This is a genomic window from Aeromonas sp. QDB62 (assembly GCF_027705695.1).
GTDB classification, from domain to species: domain Bacteria; phylum Pseudomonadota; class Gammaproteobacteria; order Enterobacterales; family Aeromonadaceae; genus Aeromonas; species Aeromonas allosaccharophila.
The window spans coordinates 25,466-40,447 of record NZ_JAPDCD010000002.1 but is presented as its reverse complement, the minus strand read 5'-3'; the positions used below and the strand labels follow the sequence as shown (position 1 = coordinate 40,447).

Here is a 14,982-nt window from a genome sequence, read left to right as displayed (position 1 = left end):
TCCCTTCTCCCCTTGCGGGAGAAGGGGTGGGGATGAGGGGGCTTTACTCCAGCGTCAACACCATGCAGATCTCGCAATCCCCGTGACCGGTGCAGCCGAGGGGGCCGGGAAGGTGTTCAAAGCCGAGGGATTCATAGAGGCTGGTGGCTTCGCGAAGTACTTCGGTTGTCTCCAGATAGCAGCGTTGATAGCCCAAGTCACGAGCGGCATCCAGCGCCTGCAGCACCAGCCGCTTGCCAAGGCCCAATCCGCGCAGGGCGGGCATAAAGTACATCTTCTGCAGCTCGCAGACTCCCTCTTCTCCCGCCAGCGGCGCTATGCCGCCACCGCCGAGGATGGCACCGTCCGGCCCTTCGATCACCCAGTAGCGGCTTTTCTCCCCCTGATAGCTTCGGGAGAGGGTATCGAGATTGGGATCGGAGACCCCATAACCCTTGTCGGCGGTGAGGCCATATTCGGCCGATACGGCGCGGATCACCGTGGCGATCCGGGGATCATCTGCCGCCGTGATGGGGCGAATGCGGTAACCCTGCTGGCGGCGGGCGCGGGAGAGGGCGCTGCGGTAGAGCAGCAGGCCGCTCCACAACTGTTCACGCTCGGGCTGGCTCAACTGCGCCAGCATCTCCTCCATCGCCCCGTCCATCTCCCGGTGCAACTCCAGCAGCATCGTTTGCCCCTCGGCAGTGAGACGGGCCTCCTTGCTGCGCCCGTCGGAGGGGTGCGGGTGCCAGCTGATCAGCTCCCGTTCGGCGAGGCGAGCCAGCGGGCGGCTGGCATTGGATTTGTCGATGTGCAGTTTTTCCGCCAGTTGCTGGTTGGTGGCGGGGGCGTTTTCCAGCTCGATCAGCAGGTGAGCCTCGATGGGGGTGAGGGCCAGATTGCCGCACTGCTGTGAGAGCATGCCGAGTTCGCGGACCAGATCGCGCGACAGGGCGCGCAGGGGACGGGGATCCATATCGTGGTTTCCTTTTTAGTTGTGCATAACAACTAAAGTAGCGTAAAAGTTGTAATTCGCAACCTTTTTTCTCCGTCATGTTGGTCCGAGGGAGGCGGGTCAGGCCAACCCTGTGCCATGGGGTGGGCTCAGGGTTGGCTGCCGTGATTACCCGATATCAGCCTTTGGCTACCGGAATGCCCCATTCGTTCAAAATCCCCCACTCGCTCAATCTGGCCTGCCACTGGGGGCGCCCTTCATTGATTCGAAATGGTCCGAGTTGCCATGGTGTTGGCATGGCTTGCTCCAGCGTGCGGGCCAGCAGCTGTTTGGCCCAGCCTGCGCGGTCGATCCCCTGCCAGCTGCCACCCTGTAACTGCAACAGGGTGATGACCTGCCGCAGCTCGTGCAACTTGCCGATGCTCTGCTCCTGTTTGAGCTGGCGCACCCTGGCCTGAGCGGGCAGTAACCAGCCCAGCAAGCGGCCGGTGCGGCTGGTGGCCGGTTGCCGCAGTGCCTGGATGCCATCGTCCAGCACCTTGAGGTAGGGCTGGGTGAACGTTATGCCCAGCATGTCGAGGGTATGAGGGGAAAACCGATCCGCATCGGCGTGGGTCGGCAGATGCACGGTATGCTCCTCGACCCGTCGCAGGTAGCGGTTGTTCTCCTCTGTCAGCTGGGCAGCCAACTCGCGTACCTGCGGCAGCGTGAGTGCAGCCAGAGTCGCCATATCGATATGGGTTACCGGAATGGATTCGGCTGGTGGCAGGTGCTTTCCATCCAGTTCAGCCTGCAGATTGGCGGCCGATCTGGTCAGCTTCGCCAGGATTTGGCAGGCAGGTCGGTTGCCCAGCTGGCGGGTGATCTCCTTTTCCAGATTGAGATGTTCTTCCGCCTCGAGGCGGCGTAGCTGTTCCGCCTGCTGTTGTGCCAGCGCCGGGTCTGCCGTTCTTGCTTGGGGGTCTGCGCGCTGGGCTGTGGATGGAGTGGCAACGACGGCTGGCGGCAGTGGTTCGGCTCGCACCGTGAAGCTGAGCGCCAGCATGCCTTCGAGTTTGAAGTGGCGGCCCAGCATGCCTGCCCGTCCGCTCTCTTGGGCGAAGGCGTGATAGAGCGCGCCACGGCCATGACCGGCCAGCAGGCGGTTCATCACGTTTGCAATCTCCTCCTTGCGGGAGGGAAGGGCGTTGATCTTGACCTGTGCGCCGTCGGGCGTGTCGAGCAAGCCAAGATAGCGGCCGATCTCGGGTTGTTGCAGGTAGTCGCGTAGATACGCAGTATGGCACTCACGCTTGGCCGGGTTGGCATCCAGATAGTGCTGCAACACCTGTTTCAGCTCCAGCGCCAGTTGCTGCAGTTCGGGTTTGCCCAAGGCTCTCGGTGGAAGGGGCTGACTGCGTAATTGGCAGGATTTGCTGCCAAAGGATCCCTTGAGGGTGACATAGCGTCCGATCTCACCGGCAGGATCCTTGACCAGCGCGTTGGTGAGCGCCTTGCCATCCGGCAGTTTTTTCAGCCGGTTGAGCAGGGTGACCAGATGGGTCAGGGGATCTGCGGTCGCCAGCGTCGGCTTGCCGAGTTCATTGCGCATCTGTCCGGCTCTCAGCAAGTCATCGAGTGCGGTTTGCTGTTCGGGGTGTTGTTGCACATAGCCAGAGAGCCCCTTGCGTAGTTCGCGATTCAACTGCTGCTGGCTATCGGGGGCCAGCGCTGGCGGGGCCGGCAGCGCCAGTTCGGGGCGATCGGTGGTAGGGGCGGTCAGGTTGCGACACGCGTTCACAAAGCGACTGCCGGGATTGCTTCGGGGGCGGGAGGGCGTTGCGACAGTCGCGAGTGGGGCGGTGGGTTCGATTTTCATGGTGGGCTCCTTGCTTGCTATTGCTCTGCGTAGAGTCGGGGCGTGAGGTCGTGGGCCAGTTCGGCAAGCTGACCCATCAGGTTGTCGAGCAAGGGTTCATCGCAGTGTGCGAGAAAAATCTGGGCGTAGAGGGTGAGGGTGGGTACATCCCCCTCCAGTCCGAGCCAGGCACCGCCCATCCGGTTGACCTCGCTATTGAGGCTCAGCCAGTGCTGCAGGTTGGCGGGGGTCAGGCGATTGGCATCCAGCTGGCATGTCATCGGGGTGGTGATGAGCAGCACGCTCTCATCGGGATCAACCTCCAGCCACCACTCCCTGTCCTGCTGGTCGAGTAATAGAAACATCCGGTTTTTCCCATCCGGAGCAGCGGTAGCCTGCGTACCGGAGAGGCGTGCGATCCAGTGATAAGCATGGTGGTGTGACATGGTGTGCTCTCCCCTTGGCAAGGTGTCGGGAAGAGTATTCCATGGCGAGGCGGCGCTATCTGTCAGTGCTGGCCGCGATTATGGCGGGAAAGGACGAACGGTAGCCCCGTTGACGGGGCTGCCGCAGGTAAGGAGGGGCGTCAGGCGGCGGCCCTGATGGCCAGTTCCGGGCGGCGGGAGAAGCAGCGGGCGAGCAGCAGCATGGTGGCCACGCCTATGGTGCCCAGCACCAGCCAGGGGAGGGCTGGTTGCCCCTGTTGCAGCGAGAAGTCATAGAGAGAACCGCCGCCCACGTAGCCGGTCATGCCGCCCAGTGCCAGCCCAAGGCGGCTGAAGCCCATGTAGCTGCCACGGGCATTGGGGTTGGCGAGCTTGGTCATCAGGGTCTCCCGCGCCGGTTCGCAGATGATGATCCCCAGATAGAAGCAGGCCAGCAGCACGAAGATGCCGGAGAGGGTGCTGACAAACGCAACCAGCCCAATCCCCACCGTCATCAGCAGGATACCCGCCATCAGTCGGCTCTCCAGCCGGTAGCGCCGCTCGCTGAAGCGGGCGATGGGGTAGAGCAGCGCCAGCGACAGCGCCGTTTCGAGACTGTACATCCAGCCCACCGCCGTGGTGGTACCCGCCAGTTGCTTGACCAGGATCGGGAAGATCAGCATCACCTGCACCCACAGCATGTAGTAGCCGCTCAGGATCAGCACCAGCCGACAGAAGGCGCGATCGGCCAGTACCTGCCCCAACCCTTCCCGCATCGGCGTCGGTTTTACCGAGAGGCGATAGGCGGGCAGCAGGGTCCAGTTGCAGAGCGCCGCCAGCGTGAAGAGCCCGGCGCCCAGCAGGCAGACGTAGGTGAAGTCGAAACGCAGCAGCCAGCTGCCGAGCAGGGCACCGGTGACGGCGCCTGCGCTCTCCAGCATCATCAGCAGGGAGATAAAGCGGCCCCGCTCATGGGGACGGGTAAATTTGATCACCAGCGCCGCTCGTGGCGGGTCAAACAGGCAACCACCGAGCCCGGAGAGGAAGCAGGAGAAGATCAGCATGGCGCCGCTGTCGGCCCAGGCCAGGGTGGCGAAGCCGACGGCGCGCAACAGCATGCCGGTGACGATGAGCGGGCGGGCGCCAAAGCGGTCGGCCAGCGAACCGCCGAAGATCCCCAGCCCCTGCTGGGTCAGCTGGCGCAGGCCGAGGGCCAGCCCCACCAGACCCGCCGCCCAGCCGAGTTGATCGACGAAGCGCAGGCTGATCATCGGCATCACCACAAAGAAACCCAGGATCACCAGTGTGGTATCCAGCGCCAGAAACCAGCGTCCCCAAAACCTCGCCCTATCGACCATAACACCCTCTCATTCACAGATAACTTCATTCTGGAGAGGGTTTAGATATAGTGGTAGACGACAACTACCTATATTTCATATCAGGATTATTTATGTCTATGGATCTGGACGATCTGCAACTGCTGCTGGATGTCGCCGAGTTGGGCAGTTTCAGTCAGGCGGCTGCCATTCGTGGCTGGTCGCAGCCGCTGGTGAGCCAGCGCATAGCCCAGCTCGAACTCAGTCTCGGTGCGCCGCTGTTTCAGCGCCATCGGCGCGGGGTAACGCCGACCCGTGCCTGCGAGCAGTTTCTGCCATCAGCCCGTTCGGCACTGGCCACCTTGAGTGAGGGACGTCTGGCACTGCAGGGGGCGCCAGCCTTGCCTTGCATCCGTCTTGCCAGCCTGCCCTCTCTGACTGCTGTGGTATTCGGTTCCTTGTTGATGGAGCTGGTGGACGAGCCCTTCGAGATCCGCTGCACCACGGATCACTCCGGGGTCATCATGCAGGAGTTGCTGACCGGGGTGACCGATATCGGCTTTGTGCTCAAGTGTCCGCCGGTGGCAGGCCTGCAGATGGAGCTGCTCTGCTGCTCCCCCATCATCGCCATCGCCTCGCCGCTGCATCCGTTGGCTGGATGCCATGGCCTGACCCTGCAGGATATCGCCGACCAGCGGCTGGCGCCTCAGGTGTGGGGGCCAGGGTGTGACGTCTTTATCCAGCAGTTGCGGCGGCTACGGCGGGCGGCCAGCCCATTGCATGCGGTACAGCCCGCCAGTGCAGCGCGCGATCTGGCGCTGGAGCACGGTTTTATTACCCTGATGCCGGAGCTGGCCATCAAGCGGGATCTGGAGGTGGGGCGGCTGGTCAGGCTCGATGTGCGCAATCTGCCGCAGGAGCATTGGGATGTGATGATGGCGTGGCGCGGTGGCAAGCGGCCCAATCCGGCCCGGGAAACCGTGTTGGCCACCGCCCGCACACTGGCGAAACGGTGGCGGAATGAGGGGTGAATGGGAAGAGGGGGGCTGCAGTGTAAAAGGGTTGGCGCGGCCAGTGGCGATTGGCTACATTGGGTGGCTGGTTCGCTATTTGATCACTGATTTGAAAGGAGAATTCCATGTTTTCATGGCAGTTGGACGACGAGCTTGCGCTGCTCTTCTTGCAGCCCGATATGGCGAGCGAACTGTTTGCCCTCTGCAATGACAACCGGGAGTATCTCTCCCAGTGGCTACCCTGGCCGCCGCTGATCCAGCGCCCCGTCGACAGCGCCCTCTTCATTCGCAGTGCCATCGAGAAGTTCGCCCGCGGCGAGGGGCTCACCACCGCCATCGAGTATCAGGGGGAGGTGGTGGGGGTTATCGGTTACAACAGCATCGATCACGACCTTGGCAAGGTGGTTATCGGTTACTGGCTGGCGGAGCGCTGGCAGGGCAACGGCATTATCACCCGGGCCTGTCAGGCCCTGATCCATCACGCCTTCGAGGAGATGGGGATGGAGAAGGTGGAGATAAGCGCCGCCACCGATAACGAACCCAGCAGAGCCGTCTGTGAACGGCTCGGGATGCAGCAGGAGGGGGTGACCCGGCGCGCAGAGCGGCTGGGCAACCGGATTGTGGACCATGCCCACTACAGCCTGCTGCGCGACGAGTGGCTAAGACAGAGGGAGTCCTGATGGCACTGCCACATATCAAGACGGCCCGAACCCATCTGACCATACTGGCGCCGGATCAGGCTCCGATGATGCTCGACTTCTACCGGCGCAACCGCGCCCATCTCGCCCCCTGGGAGCCGTTGCGTGACGAGCACTTTTACACACTCTCTTACTGGCATGCCCGGTTGCAGGACAGTTACAGCCAGTTCTTCAACGGCACCGGCGTCAATCTGGTGGCGCTGGACCCCGCTGGTGAGCGGGTGATCGCCACCTGCAATTTCAGCAATATCCTGATGGGGGTCTTCAAGGCGTGTCATCTGGGCTATGCCATCGACCAGCAGCATCAGGGGCAGGGGGTGATGCGGGAGGCGTTGTCCGCCGCCATCGACTACCTGTTTCGGGAGCACGATCTGCATCGCATCATGGCTTGCTACATGCCTGCCAATCAGCGCAGTGGAGCCTTGCTGGAGCGGCTCGGTTTCGAGCGGGAGGGATTCGCACGGGCGTATCTGATGATCAATGGCCGCTGGGAGGATCACATCCTCACCTCGCTGATTAATCCGGCGCTCTGAGCGACAGATAAAAAAACGGGCCCGAAGTTGCCTTCGGACCCGTCTTCGAATGAGGTGCAGGCTTAGTTGGCCTTGGCATCGCTCACTGCAGCTTCAACCTTGGTAGCCACTTCGTCAGCAGCTTTCTCAACGGTTGCAGCCGCTTCGGAGGTGGCCTTCTCTACGGTAGAGGTGGCTTCGCTAGCGGCTTTTTCTACAGTTGCAGCAACTTCGGCGGCCGGAGCAGCAGCAGGCGCGGCAGCTTTTTCTTCTTTCTGACCGCAAGCGGTCAACATCAGACCCAGGATACCGGCTACCAGTACTTTGTTCATGTGCATACCCTCAAAAAAAGATGGAGAGATGGTCTGTGCAACCATCACAGCGCCCACCGTTGCCCGGTATTGAAACAAGAGGCCGGGAGGCAGCAGGCGGGCGCAATATAGCCCCATTAGTTACCGATGAAAACGGATATCACAATGACATTTTTTCGTGCCGTGGATGAAAAGCACTACTGCAACGACTGATATCAATACAAGATGCCGAACAAAGGCCGGTTTTGCACAATAAAACACCGCTTTGCTGCCATCTCCTGGCGGTTTAACAAGGCCAAGGTTAGCCGATGGCCAGCGCCTTAGTCAGACAGCTTCTGACAGGGCAGCCGTTTTCCCTCAAGGTGGCTCTGACGGGCCAGATCCAGCAGTGCCATCACCGCCAGTGCTTCGCATGCTGGCACCGGGTTGCTCCCTTCGCCCTTGATGGCGGCGCAGACACCGCGATAGTAGGCACCATAATCTCCCGCTTCACCCACCACGCTCTGCTGCTGTAACTGACCATCGACAATGCGGCTGAGCTGACCGGGCTCGCTATCCACGCCCCAATCCCCCGCCGGTGGCCGTTTGCCCAGCTTGAGCTGATCTTCCTGCACATCCATACCGAATTTGACGAAGGAGCCCTGGCTGCCGTGTACGATGAAACGCGGCATGGTGGCCGATACCAGACAGCTGCCGTGCAGAACGACCCGCAGCTCGCCATACCGTTCACCATAGCCCAGCACTACGTGGAAGTAGTCGTCCGCCAGTGCACCGGGGCGCTGCTCGGCCAGATCGGCCTGCAACCAGTCCGGCTGCCCGAATAGCTGCAGCGCCTGATCCAGCACGTGGGGGCCGAGATCGAACCAGAGGCCGGAACCCGGGCCACCCGCTTCGCGCCAGCGCTGGCGCACCTCGGGGCGATAGCGATCGAAGTGCGATTCGAACTGGGCGATCTGCCCGAGCGTCCCTTCTGCCAGCAGACGGCGCACGGTGAGAAAATCCCCGTCCCAACGGCGGTTGTGGAAGATGCTGAGCAGTCGCTGCTGTTTTTCGGCCAGTTCGACCAGTGCTTGTGCCTCGGCCAGATCCAGTGCAAACGGCTTGTCGATCACCACATGTTTGCCTGCCAGCAGCGCCTGGCGGGCGAGGGGGGCATGGGTGTCGTTGGGGGTGGCGATCACCACCAGATCGACGGTCTCATCGCTCAGCACTTCTTCCAGTGAACCGACCCGGCAGCCGGGCAGATCGGCCTGCACCTTGGCGGCATCACGGCTTACCACCCAACTCAGGGACAAGCCCGGCGTGGTGGAGAGGAAAGGGGCGTGGAAGGTCTTGCCTGCAAAGCCATAGCCCACCAGGGCTGCGTTGAGAGTGTGGCTCATCGGGAGTTCTCCGCTGACATCGAGTGAGTGGGGTTGCCATCGCAGCCGGGCTGCCGGATGGCCATACGCTGTAAAGTCGATACAAACGAGAAGGGGGCCGATGGCCCCCTGAGTGTGCTCATCAGAACACAGGATTTATTGCAAACACAAGCGGCGTCCGCGACGGGTCATCAGCATCACCAGGGGCGGCAGCAGCAGCCACATATGCAGCGCCAGCTGGCTGAGCGGGTCGTGCATCAGGGCGCCGGTCAGGCCAACCAGCGCGCCGGATCCGCTCATCTGGAACAGGCCGAGCAGGGCCGCGGCGGTACCGGCGCAGTGGCCGAATGGTGCCAGCGCCATCCCGGCGGCCGAACCCAGAATCATGGCAAAGCCGATGCTGGAGAGGAATACCGGCCCCATCATCGCCAGCGGATGTTCTATGTGCATCGCCAGGGTCAGGGTGATGGCCGAGAGCATCAACACCAGCAGGCCGATGCGCAGGGTGCGTCTTGGCCCCACCTTGGCGATAAAGCGCGGCGCCATAAAGCAGGCCAAGATGTTGAGCGCGGCGTTGGCGGTAAACCAGTAGCTAAAGCCGCTCATATCGAGCCCCAATTTCACCATCAGCTGCACCGGTGCGGCTGTGACATAAGCGAGGATCACCGCCATCGCCAGCATGCACAGCGCCGCGTTGAACAGGAAGCTGGGGGAGCGCAGCACCGGGCTGTAGCGGGACCAGCTGATGAGGGCCCCTTCACTGCGGGTCTCCTCCGGGCGGGTCTCCGGCATCCGCCACATCAGCCAGCTGCCGACGATGAGCGCATAGCCAGCCATAAACCAGAAGTTGGCAGACCAGCCCGCCTTGGCGGTGAGCCAGCCACCGAGCAGAGGTGCCAGCGCAGGAATAAAGCAGATGGCGCCATTGAGATAGGAGATCATCTGACCGCTCTTTTTCGGGCCGTAGCTGTCACGTACCACCGAGAAGGCGGCGACCGAGGTGGCGCAGGCGCCGAAGCCCTGCAGCACTCGCGCCAGCATCAATTCGCCGAGGCTGGCGGCAAAACCGGCCCCCAGCGCGCTCAGGCCATAGAGCAGCACGCCGCCCAGCGCGATGGGCTTGCGACCGTAGCGATCGGCCAGCGGGCCAACAAGCAGTTGTCCCAGCCCCATGCTGAACAGGAACCAGGTGATGGTGCCCTGCATCAGGGTTACTTCGGCACCCAGCTGCTCGGCCATCTGCGGAATGGCGGGCAGGTAGATGTCGATAGCCAGCGGACTGAACAGCACCAGTAGTACGAGTAAAAGTATTAATGGCATCTGTCACCTCTTTAGTCAGCCAGGTTAATGAATTGGGGCGCGAGTCTACTGACTCACAGTAATGAATAGAAATGGTATTTAATCACTTTGGTTATTCCATTATGGAAACATGTATTAAAAAGCTGGTTATTCGATGGCGGCAAATCCCCCGTAACCCCATCACAGCGGGTGTAATTGACGCTTTTACTAAACGCTTGCGCCGCATAGAATGCGCAGATTATTTTTGCGGAGGTGCTCGATGAACAAGCTTGTCCTGGCAACAGGTAACCAGAAAAAGGTGAAGGAATTGGCCACCATGCTGGCCGATATGAAGATCCAGGTGATCCCACAGAGCGAGTTTGCGGTCTCCGATGCCGATGAGACCGGCACCACCTTCGTCGAGAATGCCATCATCAAGGCCCGCCACGCTGCCCGCATTACCGGTCTGCCCGCCGTGGCCGATGACTCCGGTCTGGAAGTCGATCTGCTGCAAGGGCGCCCCGGCGTTTACTCCGCCCGTTTTGCCGGTGTGGGGGCCGGTGACAAGGCCAACATCGAGAAGCTGCTCGGCGAGCTGCAAGGTGCCCCCGAGTACCTGAAGAGCGCCCGCTTCTGGTGTGTGCTGGTCTATATGCGCCACGCCGACGATCCCACCCCCATCATCTGTCAGGCGAGCTGGGAAGGGATGATCATCGACGAGCCACGCGGTCAACATGGCTTTTGCTATGACCCGGTATTCTTCGTGCCGGATCACGACTGCACCGCCGCCCAGATGCCGGCCGAACTGAAAAACCAGCTTAGCCATCGCGGTCAGGCGCTGGCCAAGCTCAAAGCGGCGCTGGCTGCGGCGCACTGAGCCACTTCGCCACCTTGTCGGTTACACACGGTCAATTACACATAGTCATCTACAATGGGGGCCTTGAGCCCCCGTTTTATTGGAAGCCCCATGCTGCAACTGCCGCCGCTATCTCTCTATATTCATGTGCCCTGGTGCGTCCAGAAGTGCCCTTACTGTGACTTCAACTCCCATGCCCAGAAGGGGGAGCTGCCTCACCTCGAATATGTCACTGCCCTGCTGGAGGATCTGGATCAGGATCTGAAGTGGGCGCAGGGGCGGCCGCTCTCCTCGATCTTTATCGGCGGCGGCACCCCCAGCCTGTTGACGGTGGAGGCGATGCAAACCTTGCTGGATGGGGTGCGGGCCCGTATTCCGCTCGCCGCGGATTGCGAGATCACCATGGAGGCCAATCCGGGCACGGTGGAGGCGGACAAGTTCGCCGGTTTCCAGCGCGCCGGTATCAACCGCATCTCTATCGGCGTGCAGAGCTTCCAGCAGGAGAAGCTGACCCGCCTCGGCCGCATTCACGGCCCGGAAGAGGCGCGCAAGGCCGCCGCACTGGCCCATGCCATCAAGTTGCCTACCTTCAATCTGGATCTGATGCACGGTCTGCCGGATCAGAGTCTGGATGACGCCCTTTATGACCTGCAGCAGGCTATCGACTGCGTCCCGCCGCACCTCTCCTGGTATCAGCTCACCATAGAGCCGAACACGGCCTTTGCCTCCAAACCGCCCACACTGCCGGAAGATGACACCCTGTGGGACATCTACGAGCAGGGTCACGCCATGCTCACCGCCAGCGGTTATCGCCAGTACGAGATATCGGCTTATGCCAAAGAGGGCTACCAGTGCCATCACAACCTCAACTACTGGCGCTTTGGTGACTATCTGGGGATCGGCTGTGGTGCTCACGGCAAGGTGACTGATCTCGCGGCTCAGCAGATCCTGCGCACCGCCAAGGTGAAGCATCCGAAAGGGTATCTGGACAAGAGTCGCCCCTATCTGGACGAGCAGTGGCAGGTGACGGCAGACGATCTGCCGCTCGAATACTTTATGAACCGCTTCCGCCTGTTTGAACCTGCCCCCAAGGCGGAGTTCGAGGCCTATACCGGCTTGCCGCTGGAACGGGTGGAGACGGTGCTCGCCATCGCACAGAGCAAGGAGCTTATCGAGGATCTGGGAGAGAGCTGGCAGCTCACTTCTCTCGGCCATCGTTATCTGAACGTATTGCTCGAACTGTTTATGGATGAGTGAAAACTGGCTCACGATCTGGCTGCGAAGCCGTGATCAAGGTTCATGCGCTGCTCGGAAGCCTCACGTATATCTATACGCTCCGGTTCCTGCGCTGATCTTCACCTCGCTGACAGCTTCTCGCAACAGGTCGTGAGGCAGTTTTGGCGAACCGTGTTTCGAGATAACAATCAGGGCGCCAATGGCGCCCTGATTGTTTATGGTCGGTAGAAACCCGCTCAGCAGCAGACGCGGATCATCTGCTGTTGGCCGGGCTCCCACCGCTTGCCGAATTTGGCCTTGCGCTGGTAACTCCCCTTGCCCTTCTTGTTGCGCTCGACCCGGTTGCGAAACAGCGGATCGGAGAGCAGGGCGTGCAGATGGTTATCCTTTATCTCGCCGCGCTGATGGGCATAGTTGCCCCCTTGCGCATTTTCCTCACGGGGGAGGGCGGGTTGGTCGACCCGAATTTTGGCCATGATGGCTCCTCTTCTTTTCTCTTGGTGTGTTGATTCTTGTGTCTGGCTGGTGGTTTTCGCTGCGAGCGCCTGTGCAGGCTAGCGCCCAGCAACCGGATGCACTGGCACCGGTTAAAAACGCGGCGATTTTGTCACCAAATCGCCGCCGGAGCAATGCGTCGGCGGCGCCGAGTCAGTCACTCTGAGCCAGGCACGCTCAGTCAGGCGTAGCATGTCAGCCGTGAACAGTGTCATTTTGGTCGTGGCTATGATGCTCGTGATGGGCCGGGGCGCCAGATTCCAGCGTCTCGAGGATGGCGCAGTGCTCCGCCGAGCGGGGGCCGCCGCAGCAGATATTGGAGAGCTCGCGCAGGTTGTCGCGAAAGCGGGTCAGTTCGATGATCTTCTGCTCCACCTGGGCCAGCTTGGTGTCGGCCACCGCTTTCACCTCCTGACAGGTGACTTTGGCCTTGTTGGTATCGAGGTCGAGCAGCTCGCCGATATCGGCCAGCGAGAATCCCACCGACTTGGCGCGGATAATAAACTCCAGCCGCCGCTTGTCCTGCTCGCTGTAGAGGCGGTAGCCGGATTCGTTGCGGATCCCCGGTGAGATAAGCCCGTTCTTCTCGTAAAAACGCAGGGTATCTGCCTTGACCCCGCACGCCTTGGCCAGTTCACCGATCCGATACATGCCCTTTTCTCCCCTTGAATGTATGCCGCCACAAAAACCGGAATCCACTATCACCCCTTTGCCCATGGATTGCCAGCCAAGGGCATAAAAGGGGCAGATAAACATCTCCTGGCGACCCTTTTTCCCATAAAACACTGAAAGTGCAAACGTTTCGAGAAAATCAAGTAGAAAACGTTTAACGCCGCGCCAAATAAGGCTTTGCTGTTTCAAAAAATCCACCACAGGTCACATTTTTTGTGTAGAATACGCGCCCATAACAGAGCGCCGCACCAAGCGGGCATTTCCTAAAACGCTTTTGCCGGATGTCGGGGCGAGAGTGGTTTGCGAAATCCCCCACTTCCATTTATTTGGGGACTCTCTGTGTTGAGCCTCGCCTCCCATGGAACGGTCCCCGTTATGTTGAGGACGATAGTGTGATGGAACAAGCTCGACCCATTCGCCGTGCACTGCTGAGTGTGTCTGACAAAACTGGCATTCTGGAATTTGCCAAGGCACTCAACGAGCGTGGTGTTGCCCTGCTCTCCACGGGCGGTACCGCCAAGCTGCTTGGCGAGGCGGGTCTGTCGGTGACAGAGGTCTCCGACTACACGGGTTTCCCTGAAATGATGGATGGCCGGGTCAAGACCCTGCATCCCAAGGTTCATGGCGGCATCCTCGGCCGTCGGGATCAGGATGACGCCATCATGGCCCAGCACGCTATCTCCCCCATCGACATGGTTGTCGTCAACCTCTACCCCTTCGCCGCGACAGTGGCCAAAGCGGGCTGCACCCTGGCCGATGCGGTCGAGAACATCGACATCGGCGGCCCGACCATGGTGCGCTCTGCCGCCAAAAACCATAAAGATGTCGCTATCGTCGTCAAAGCTGCCGACTATGATCGGGTTATTCGCGAAATGGATACCAACGGCAACAGCCTGAAACTGGCGACCCGTTTCGATCTGGCCATCGCAGCGTTCGAGCACACCGCTGCCTACGACGGCATGATCGCCAACTACTTCGGCACCATGGTGCCCTCTTATGGTGACAACAAGGAGGGTGACGAGGAGTCCCGTTTCCCGCGCACCTTCAACAGCCAGTTCATCAAGAAGCAGGACATGCGTTACGGCGAAAACAGCCATCAGGCAGCCGCCTTCTACGCCGAAGAGCATGCTGCTCCGGGTTCTGTCTCCAGCGCTATCCAGCTGCAGGGCAAGGCGCTCTCCTACAACAACATCGCCGATACCGATGCGGCGCTGGAGTGTGTTAAGGAGTTTGACGAGCCGACCTGCGTCATCGTCAAGCATGCCAACCCCTGCGGCGTGGCCATCGGTGACGATCTGCTGAGTGCCTACGATCGTGCCTACCAGACCGACCCCACCTCTGCCTTCGGCGGCATCATCGCCTTCAACCGTGAGCTGGATGGTGCCACTGCGACAGCCATCGTGGCCCGCCAGTTTGTCGAAGTGATCATCGCCCCGACCGTCAGCCAGGAGGCCCGCGATGCGGTCGCCGCCAAGCAGAACGTGCGTCTGCTCGAATGCGGGCAGTGGACTGCTCCGGCGCAAGGGTTTGACCTCAAACGCGTCAACGGCGGCCTGCTGGTGCAGGAGCGGGATCTCGGCATGGTGACGCTGGGTGACCTGACCGTGGTCAGCAAGCGCCAGCCGACCGAGGCCGAGCTGCAGGATCTGCTGTTCTGCTGGAAAGTGGCCAAGTTCGTCAAATCCAATGCCATCGTCTACGCCAAAGATGGCCAGACCATCGGCGTCGGCGCAGGCCAGATGAGCCGTGTTTATTCGGCCAAAATCGCCGGCATCAAGGCGGCGGACGAAGGGCTGACCGTGGCGGGCTCCGTGATGGCGTCCGATGCCTTCTTCCCGTTCCGCGACGGTATCGATGCTGCCGCGCAGGCCGGTATCTCCTGCGTGATCCAGCCGGGTGGCTCGATGCGCGATCAGGAGGTGATCGATGCCGCCGACGAACACGGTATGTGCATGGTGTTCACCAACATGCGCCATTTCCGTCATTGATGGGTCAGGGGCTGCCGATGGCGGCCCTTTTGTTGTCTCTTTTCAACTGA

Annotated in this window: 15 protein-coding genes; 6 read left to right on the top strand and 9 right to left on the bottom strand. The window is 60.9% G+C overall.

The features are described 5' to 3' along the window. Positions 1–43 precede the first annotated feature (43 nt). The 4 genes from OKC27_RS01235 to mdtH form a co-directional block, all read right to left on the bottom strand. Positions 44–955 (bottom strand): bifunctional helix-turn-helix transcriptional regulator/GNAT family N-acetyltransferase, encoded by a 912-nt coding sequence (locus OKC27_RS01235; protein WP_111807567.1) that lies wholly within the window; start codon positions 953–955, stop codon positions 44–46. A gap of 157 nt (positions 956–1,112) precedes the next feature. Beyond that, positions 1,113–2,792, bottom strand: a complete 1,680-nt coding sequence (locus tag OKC27_RS01230) for a hypothetical protein (RefSeq protein ID WP_182938796.1) — start codon at positions 2,790–2,792, stop codon at positions 1,113–1,115. Positions 2,793–2,809: 17 nt separating this feature from the next. After that, positions 2,810–3,217 carry a type III secretion system chaperone gene (locus OKC27_RS01225; RefSeq protein ID WP_182938797.1) on the bottom strand — a complete coding sequence of 136 codons (408 nt, stop codon included), beginning with the start codon at positions 3,215–3,217 and terminating at the stop codon, positions 2,810–2,812. Positions 3,218–3,357: 140 nt separating this feature from the next. Then, positions 3,358–4,554: a multidrug efflux MFS transporter MdtH gene (mdtH, locus tag OKC27_RS01220; protein WP_042063034.1), complete on the bottom strand. Its 1,197-nt coding sequence runs from the start codon at positions 4,552–4,554 to the stop codon at positions 3,358–3,360. Between the two features lie 92 nt (positions 4,555–4,646). Between mdtH and OKC27_RS01215 the strand changes: the two genes are divergently transcribed. From OKC27_RS01215 to rimJ, 3 genes are all read left to right on the top strand, one after another. Then, complete coding sequence (locus OKC27_RS01215; RefSeq protein WP_075113960.1) at positions 4,647–5,543, top strand: LysR family transcriptional regulator; 897 nt, start codon at positions 4,647–4,649, stop codon at positions 5,541–5,543. Between the two features lie 107 nt (positions 5,544–5,650). Next, complete coding sequence (locus tag OKC27_RS01210; protein ID WP_005341258.1) at positions 5,651–6,205, top strand: GNAT family N-acetyltransferase; 555 nt, start codon at positions 5,651–5,653, stop codon at positions 6,203–6,205. Further along, positions 6,205–6,756: a ribosomal protein S5-alanine N-acetyltransferase gene (rimJ, locus tag OKC27_RS01205; protein ID WP_058053977.1), complete on the top strand. Its 552-nt coding sequence runs from the start codon at positions 6,205–6,207 to the stop codon at positions 6,754–6,756. The genes OKC27_RS01210 and rimJ overlap by 1 nt, the downstream gene beginning before the upstream one ends. Before the next feature lie 62 nt (positions 6,757–6,818). Here rimJ and OKC27_RS01200 read toward each other — a convergent pair whose 3' ends face one another. The 3 genes from OKC27_RS01200 to OKC27_RS01190 form a co-directional block, all read right to left on the bottom strand. Next, positions 6,819–7,067: a hypothetical protein gene (locus OKC27_RS01200; RefSeq protein WP_058053978.1), complete on the bottom strand. Its 249-nt coding sequence runs from the start codon at positions 7,065–7,067 to the stop codon at positions 6,819–6,821. Between the two features lie 299 nt (positions 7,068–7,366). Continuing rightward, complete coding sequence (locus OKC27_RS01195; protein ID WP_182938799.1) at positions 7,367–8,428, bottom strand: oxidoreductase; 1,062 nt, start codon at positions 8,426–8,428, stop codon at positions 7,367–7,369. Positions 8,429–8,563: 135 nt separating this feature from the next. Beyond that, positions 8,564–9,727, bottom strand: a complete 1,164-nt coding sequence (locus OKC27_RS01190; protein ID WP_005340537.1) for a multidrug effflux MFS transporter — start codon at positions 9,725–9,727, stop codon at positions 8,564–8,566. 238 nt (positions 9,728–9,965) lie between these two features. Between OKC27_RS01190 and rdgB the strand changes: the two genes are divergently transcribed. Beyond that, positions 9,966–10,562, top strand: a complete 597-nt coding sequence (rdgB, locus tag OKC27_RS01185) for an RdgB/HAM1 family non-canonical purine NTP pyrophosphatase (RefSeq protein WP_270805866.1) — start codon at positions 9,966–9,968, stop codon at positions 10,560–10,562. A 90-nt stretch (positions 10,563–10,652) separates the two neighbouring features. Beyond that, positions 10,653–11,798 (top strand): radical SAM family heme chaperone HemW, encoded by a 1,146-nt coding sequence (gene hemW, locus OKC27_RS01180; protein WP_270805865.1) that lies wholly within the window; start codon positions 10,653–10,655, stop codon positions 11,796–11,798. 215 nt (positions 11,799–12,013) lie between these two features. On the opposite strand, the gene OKC27_RS01175 is transcribed toward hemW, so the two are convergent. After that, on the bottom strand, positions 12,014–12,253 hold the full coding sequence (locus OKC27_RS01175; protein ID WP_232093604.1) for an alternative ribosome-rescue factor A: 240 nt from the start codon (positions 12,251–12,253) through the stop codon (positions 12,014–12,016). Between the two features lie 214 nt (positions 12,254–12,467). Further along, positions 12,468–12,923, bottom strand: coding sequence for a Zn(2+)-responsive transcriptional regulator (gene zntR, locus OKC27_RS01170; protein ID WP_182938803.1), 456 nt, complete (start codon positions 12,921–12,923; stop codon positions 12,468–12,470). 416 nt (positions 12,924–13,339) lie between these two features. On the opposite strand from zntR, the gene purH reads away from it, so the two are divergent. Then, positions 13,340–14,932 (top strand): bifunctional phosphoribosylaminoimidazolecarboxamide formyltransferase/IMP cyclohydrolase, encoded by a 1,593-nt coding sequence (gene purH / locus OKC27_RS01165; RefSeq protein WP_270805864.1) that lies wholly within the window; start codon positions 13,340–13,342, stop codon positions 14,930–14,932. Positions 14,933–14,982 lie beyond the last annotated feature (50 nt).

What these genes read in the sequence shown, in the direction of transcription:
- OKC27_RS01235 (WP_111807567.1), bottom strand. Translation starts at nt 955, where the DNA reads ATGGATCCCCGTCCCCTGCGCGCCCTGTCGCGCGATCTGGTCCGCGAA.
- OKC27_RS01230 (WP_182938796.1), bottom strand. Translation starts at nt 2,792, where the DNA reads ATGAAAATCGAACCCACCGCCCCACTCGCGACTGTCGCAACGCCCTCC.
- OKC27_RS01225 (WP_182938797.1), bottom strand. Translation starts at nt 3,217, where the DNA reads ATGTCACACCACCATGCTTATCACTGGATCGCACGCCTCTCCGGTACG.
- mdtH (WP_042063034.1), bottom strand. Translation starts at nt 4,554, where the DNA reads ATGGTCGATAGGGCGAGGTTTTGGGGACGCTGGTTTCTGGCGCTGGAT.
- OKC27_RS01215 (WP_075113960.1), top strand. Translation starts at nt 4,647, where the DNA reads ATGTCTATGGATCTGGACGATCTGCAACTGCTGCTGGATGTCGCCGAG.
- OKC27_RS01210 (WP_005341258.1), top strand. Translation starts at nt 5,651, where the DNA reads ATGTTTTCATGGCAGTTGGACGACGAGCTTGCGCTGCTCTTCTTGCAG.
- rimJ (WP_058053977.1), top strand. Translation starts at nt 6,205, where the DNA reads ATGGCACTGCCACATATCAAGACGGCCCGAACCCATCTGACCATACTG.
- OKC27_RS01200 (WP_058053978.1), bottom strand. Translation starts at nt 7,067, where the DNA reads ATGAACAAAGTACTGGTAGCCGGTATCCTGGGTCTGATGTTGACCGCT.
- OKC27_RS01195 (WP_182938799.1), bottom strand. Translation starts at nt 8,428, where the DNA reads ATGAGCCACACTCTCAACGCAGCCCTGGTGGGCTATGGCTTTGCAGGC.
- OKC27_RS01190 (WP_005340537.1), bottom strand. Translation starts at nt 9,727, where the DNA reads ATGCCATTAATACTTTTACTCGTACTACTGGTGCTGTTCAGTCCGCTG.
- rdgB (WP_270805866.1), top strand. Translation starts at nt 9,966, where the DNA reads ATGAACAAGCTTGTCCTGGCAACAGGTAACCAGAAAAAGGTGAAGGAA.
- hemW (WP_270805865.1), top strand. Translation starts at nt 10,653, where the DNA reads ATGCTGCAACTGCCGCCGCTATCTCTCTATATTCATGTGCCCTGGTGC.
- OKC27_RS01175 (WP_232093604.1), bottom strand. Translation starts at nt 12,253, where the DNA reads ATGGCCAAAATTCGGGTCGACCAACCCGCCCTCCCCCGTGAGGAAAAT.
- zntR (WP_182938803.1), bottom strand. Translation starts at nt 12,923, where the DNA reads ATGTATCGGATCGGTGAACTGGCCAAGGCGTGCGGGGTCAAGGCAGAT.
- purH (WP_270805864.1), top strand. Translation starts at nt 13,340, where the DNA reads ATGGAACAAGCTCGACCCATTCGCCGTGCACTGCTGAGTGTGTCTGAC.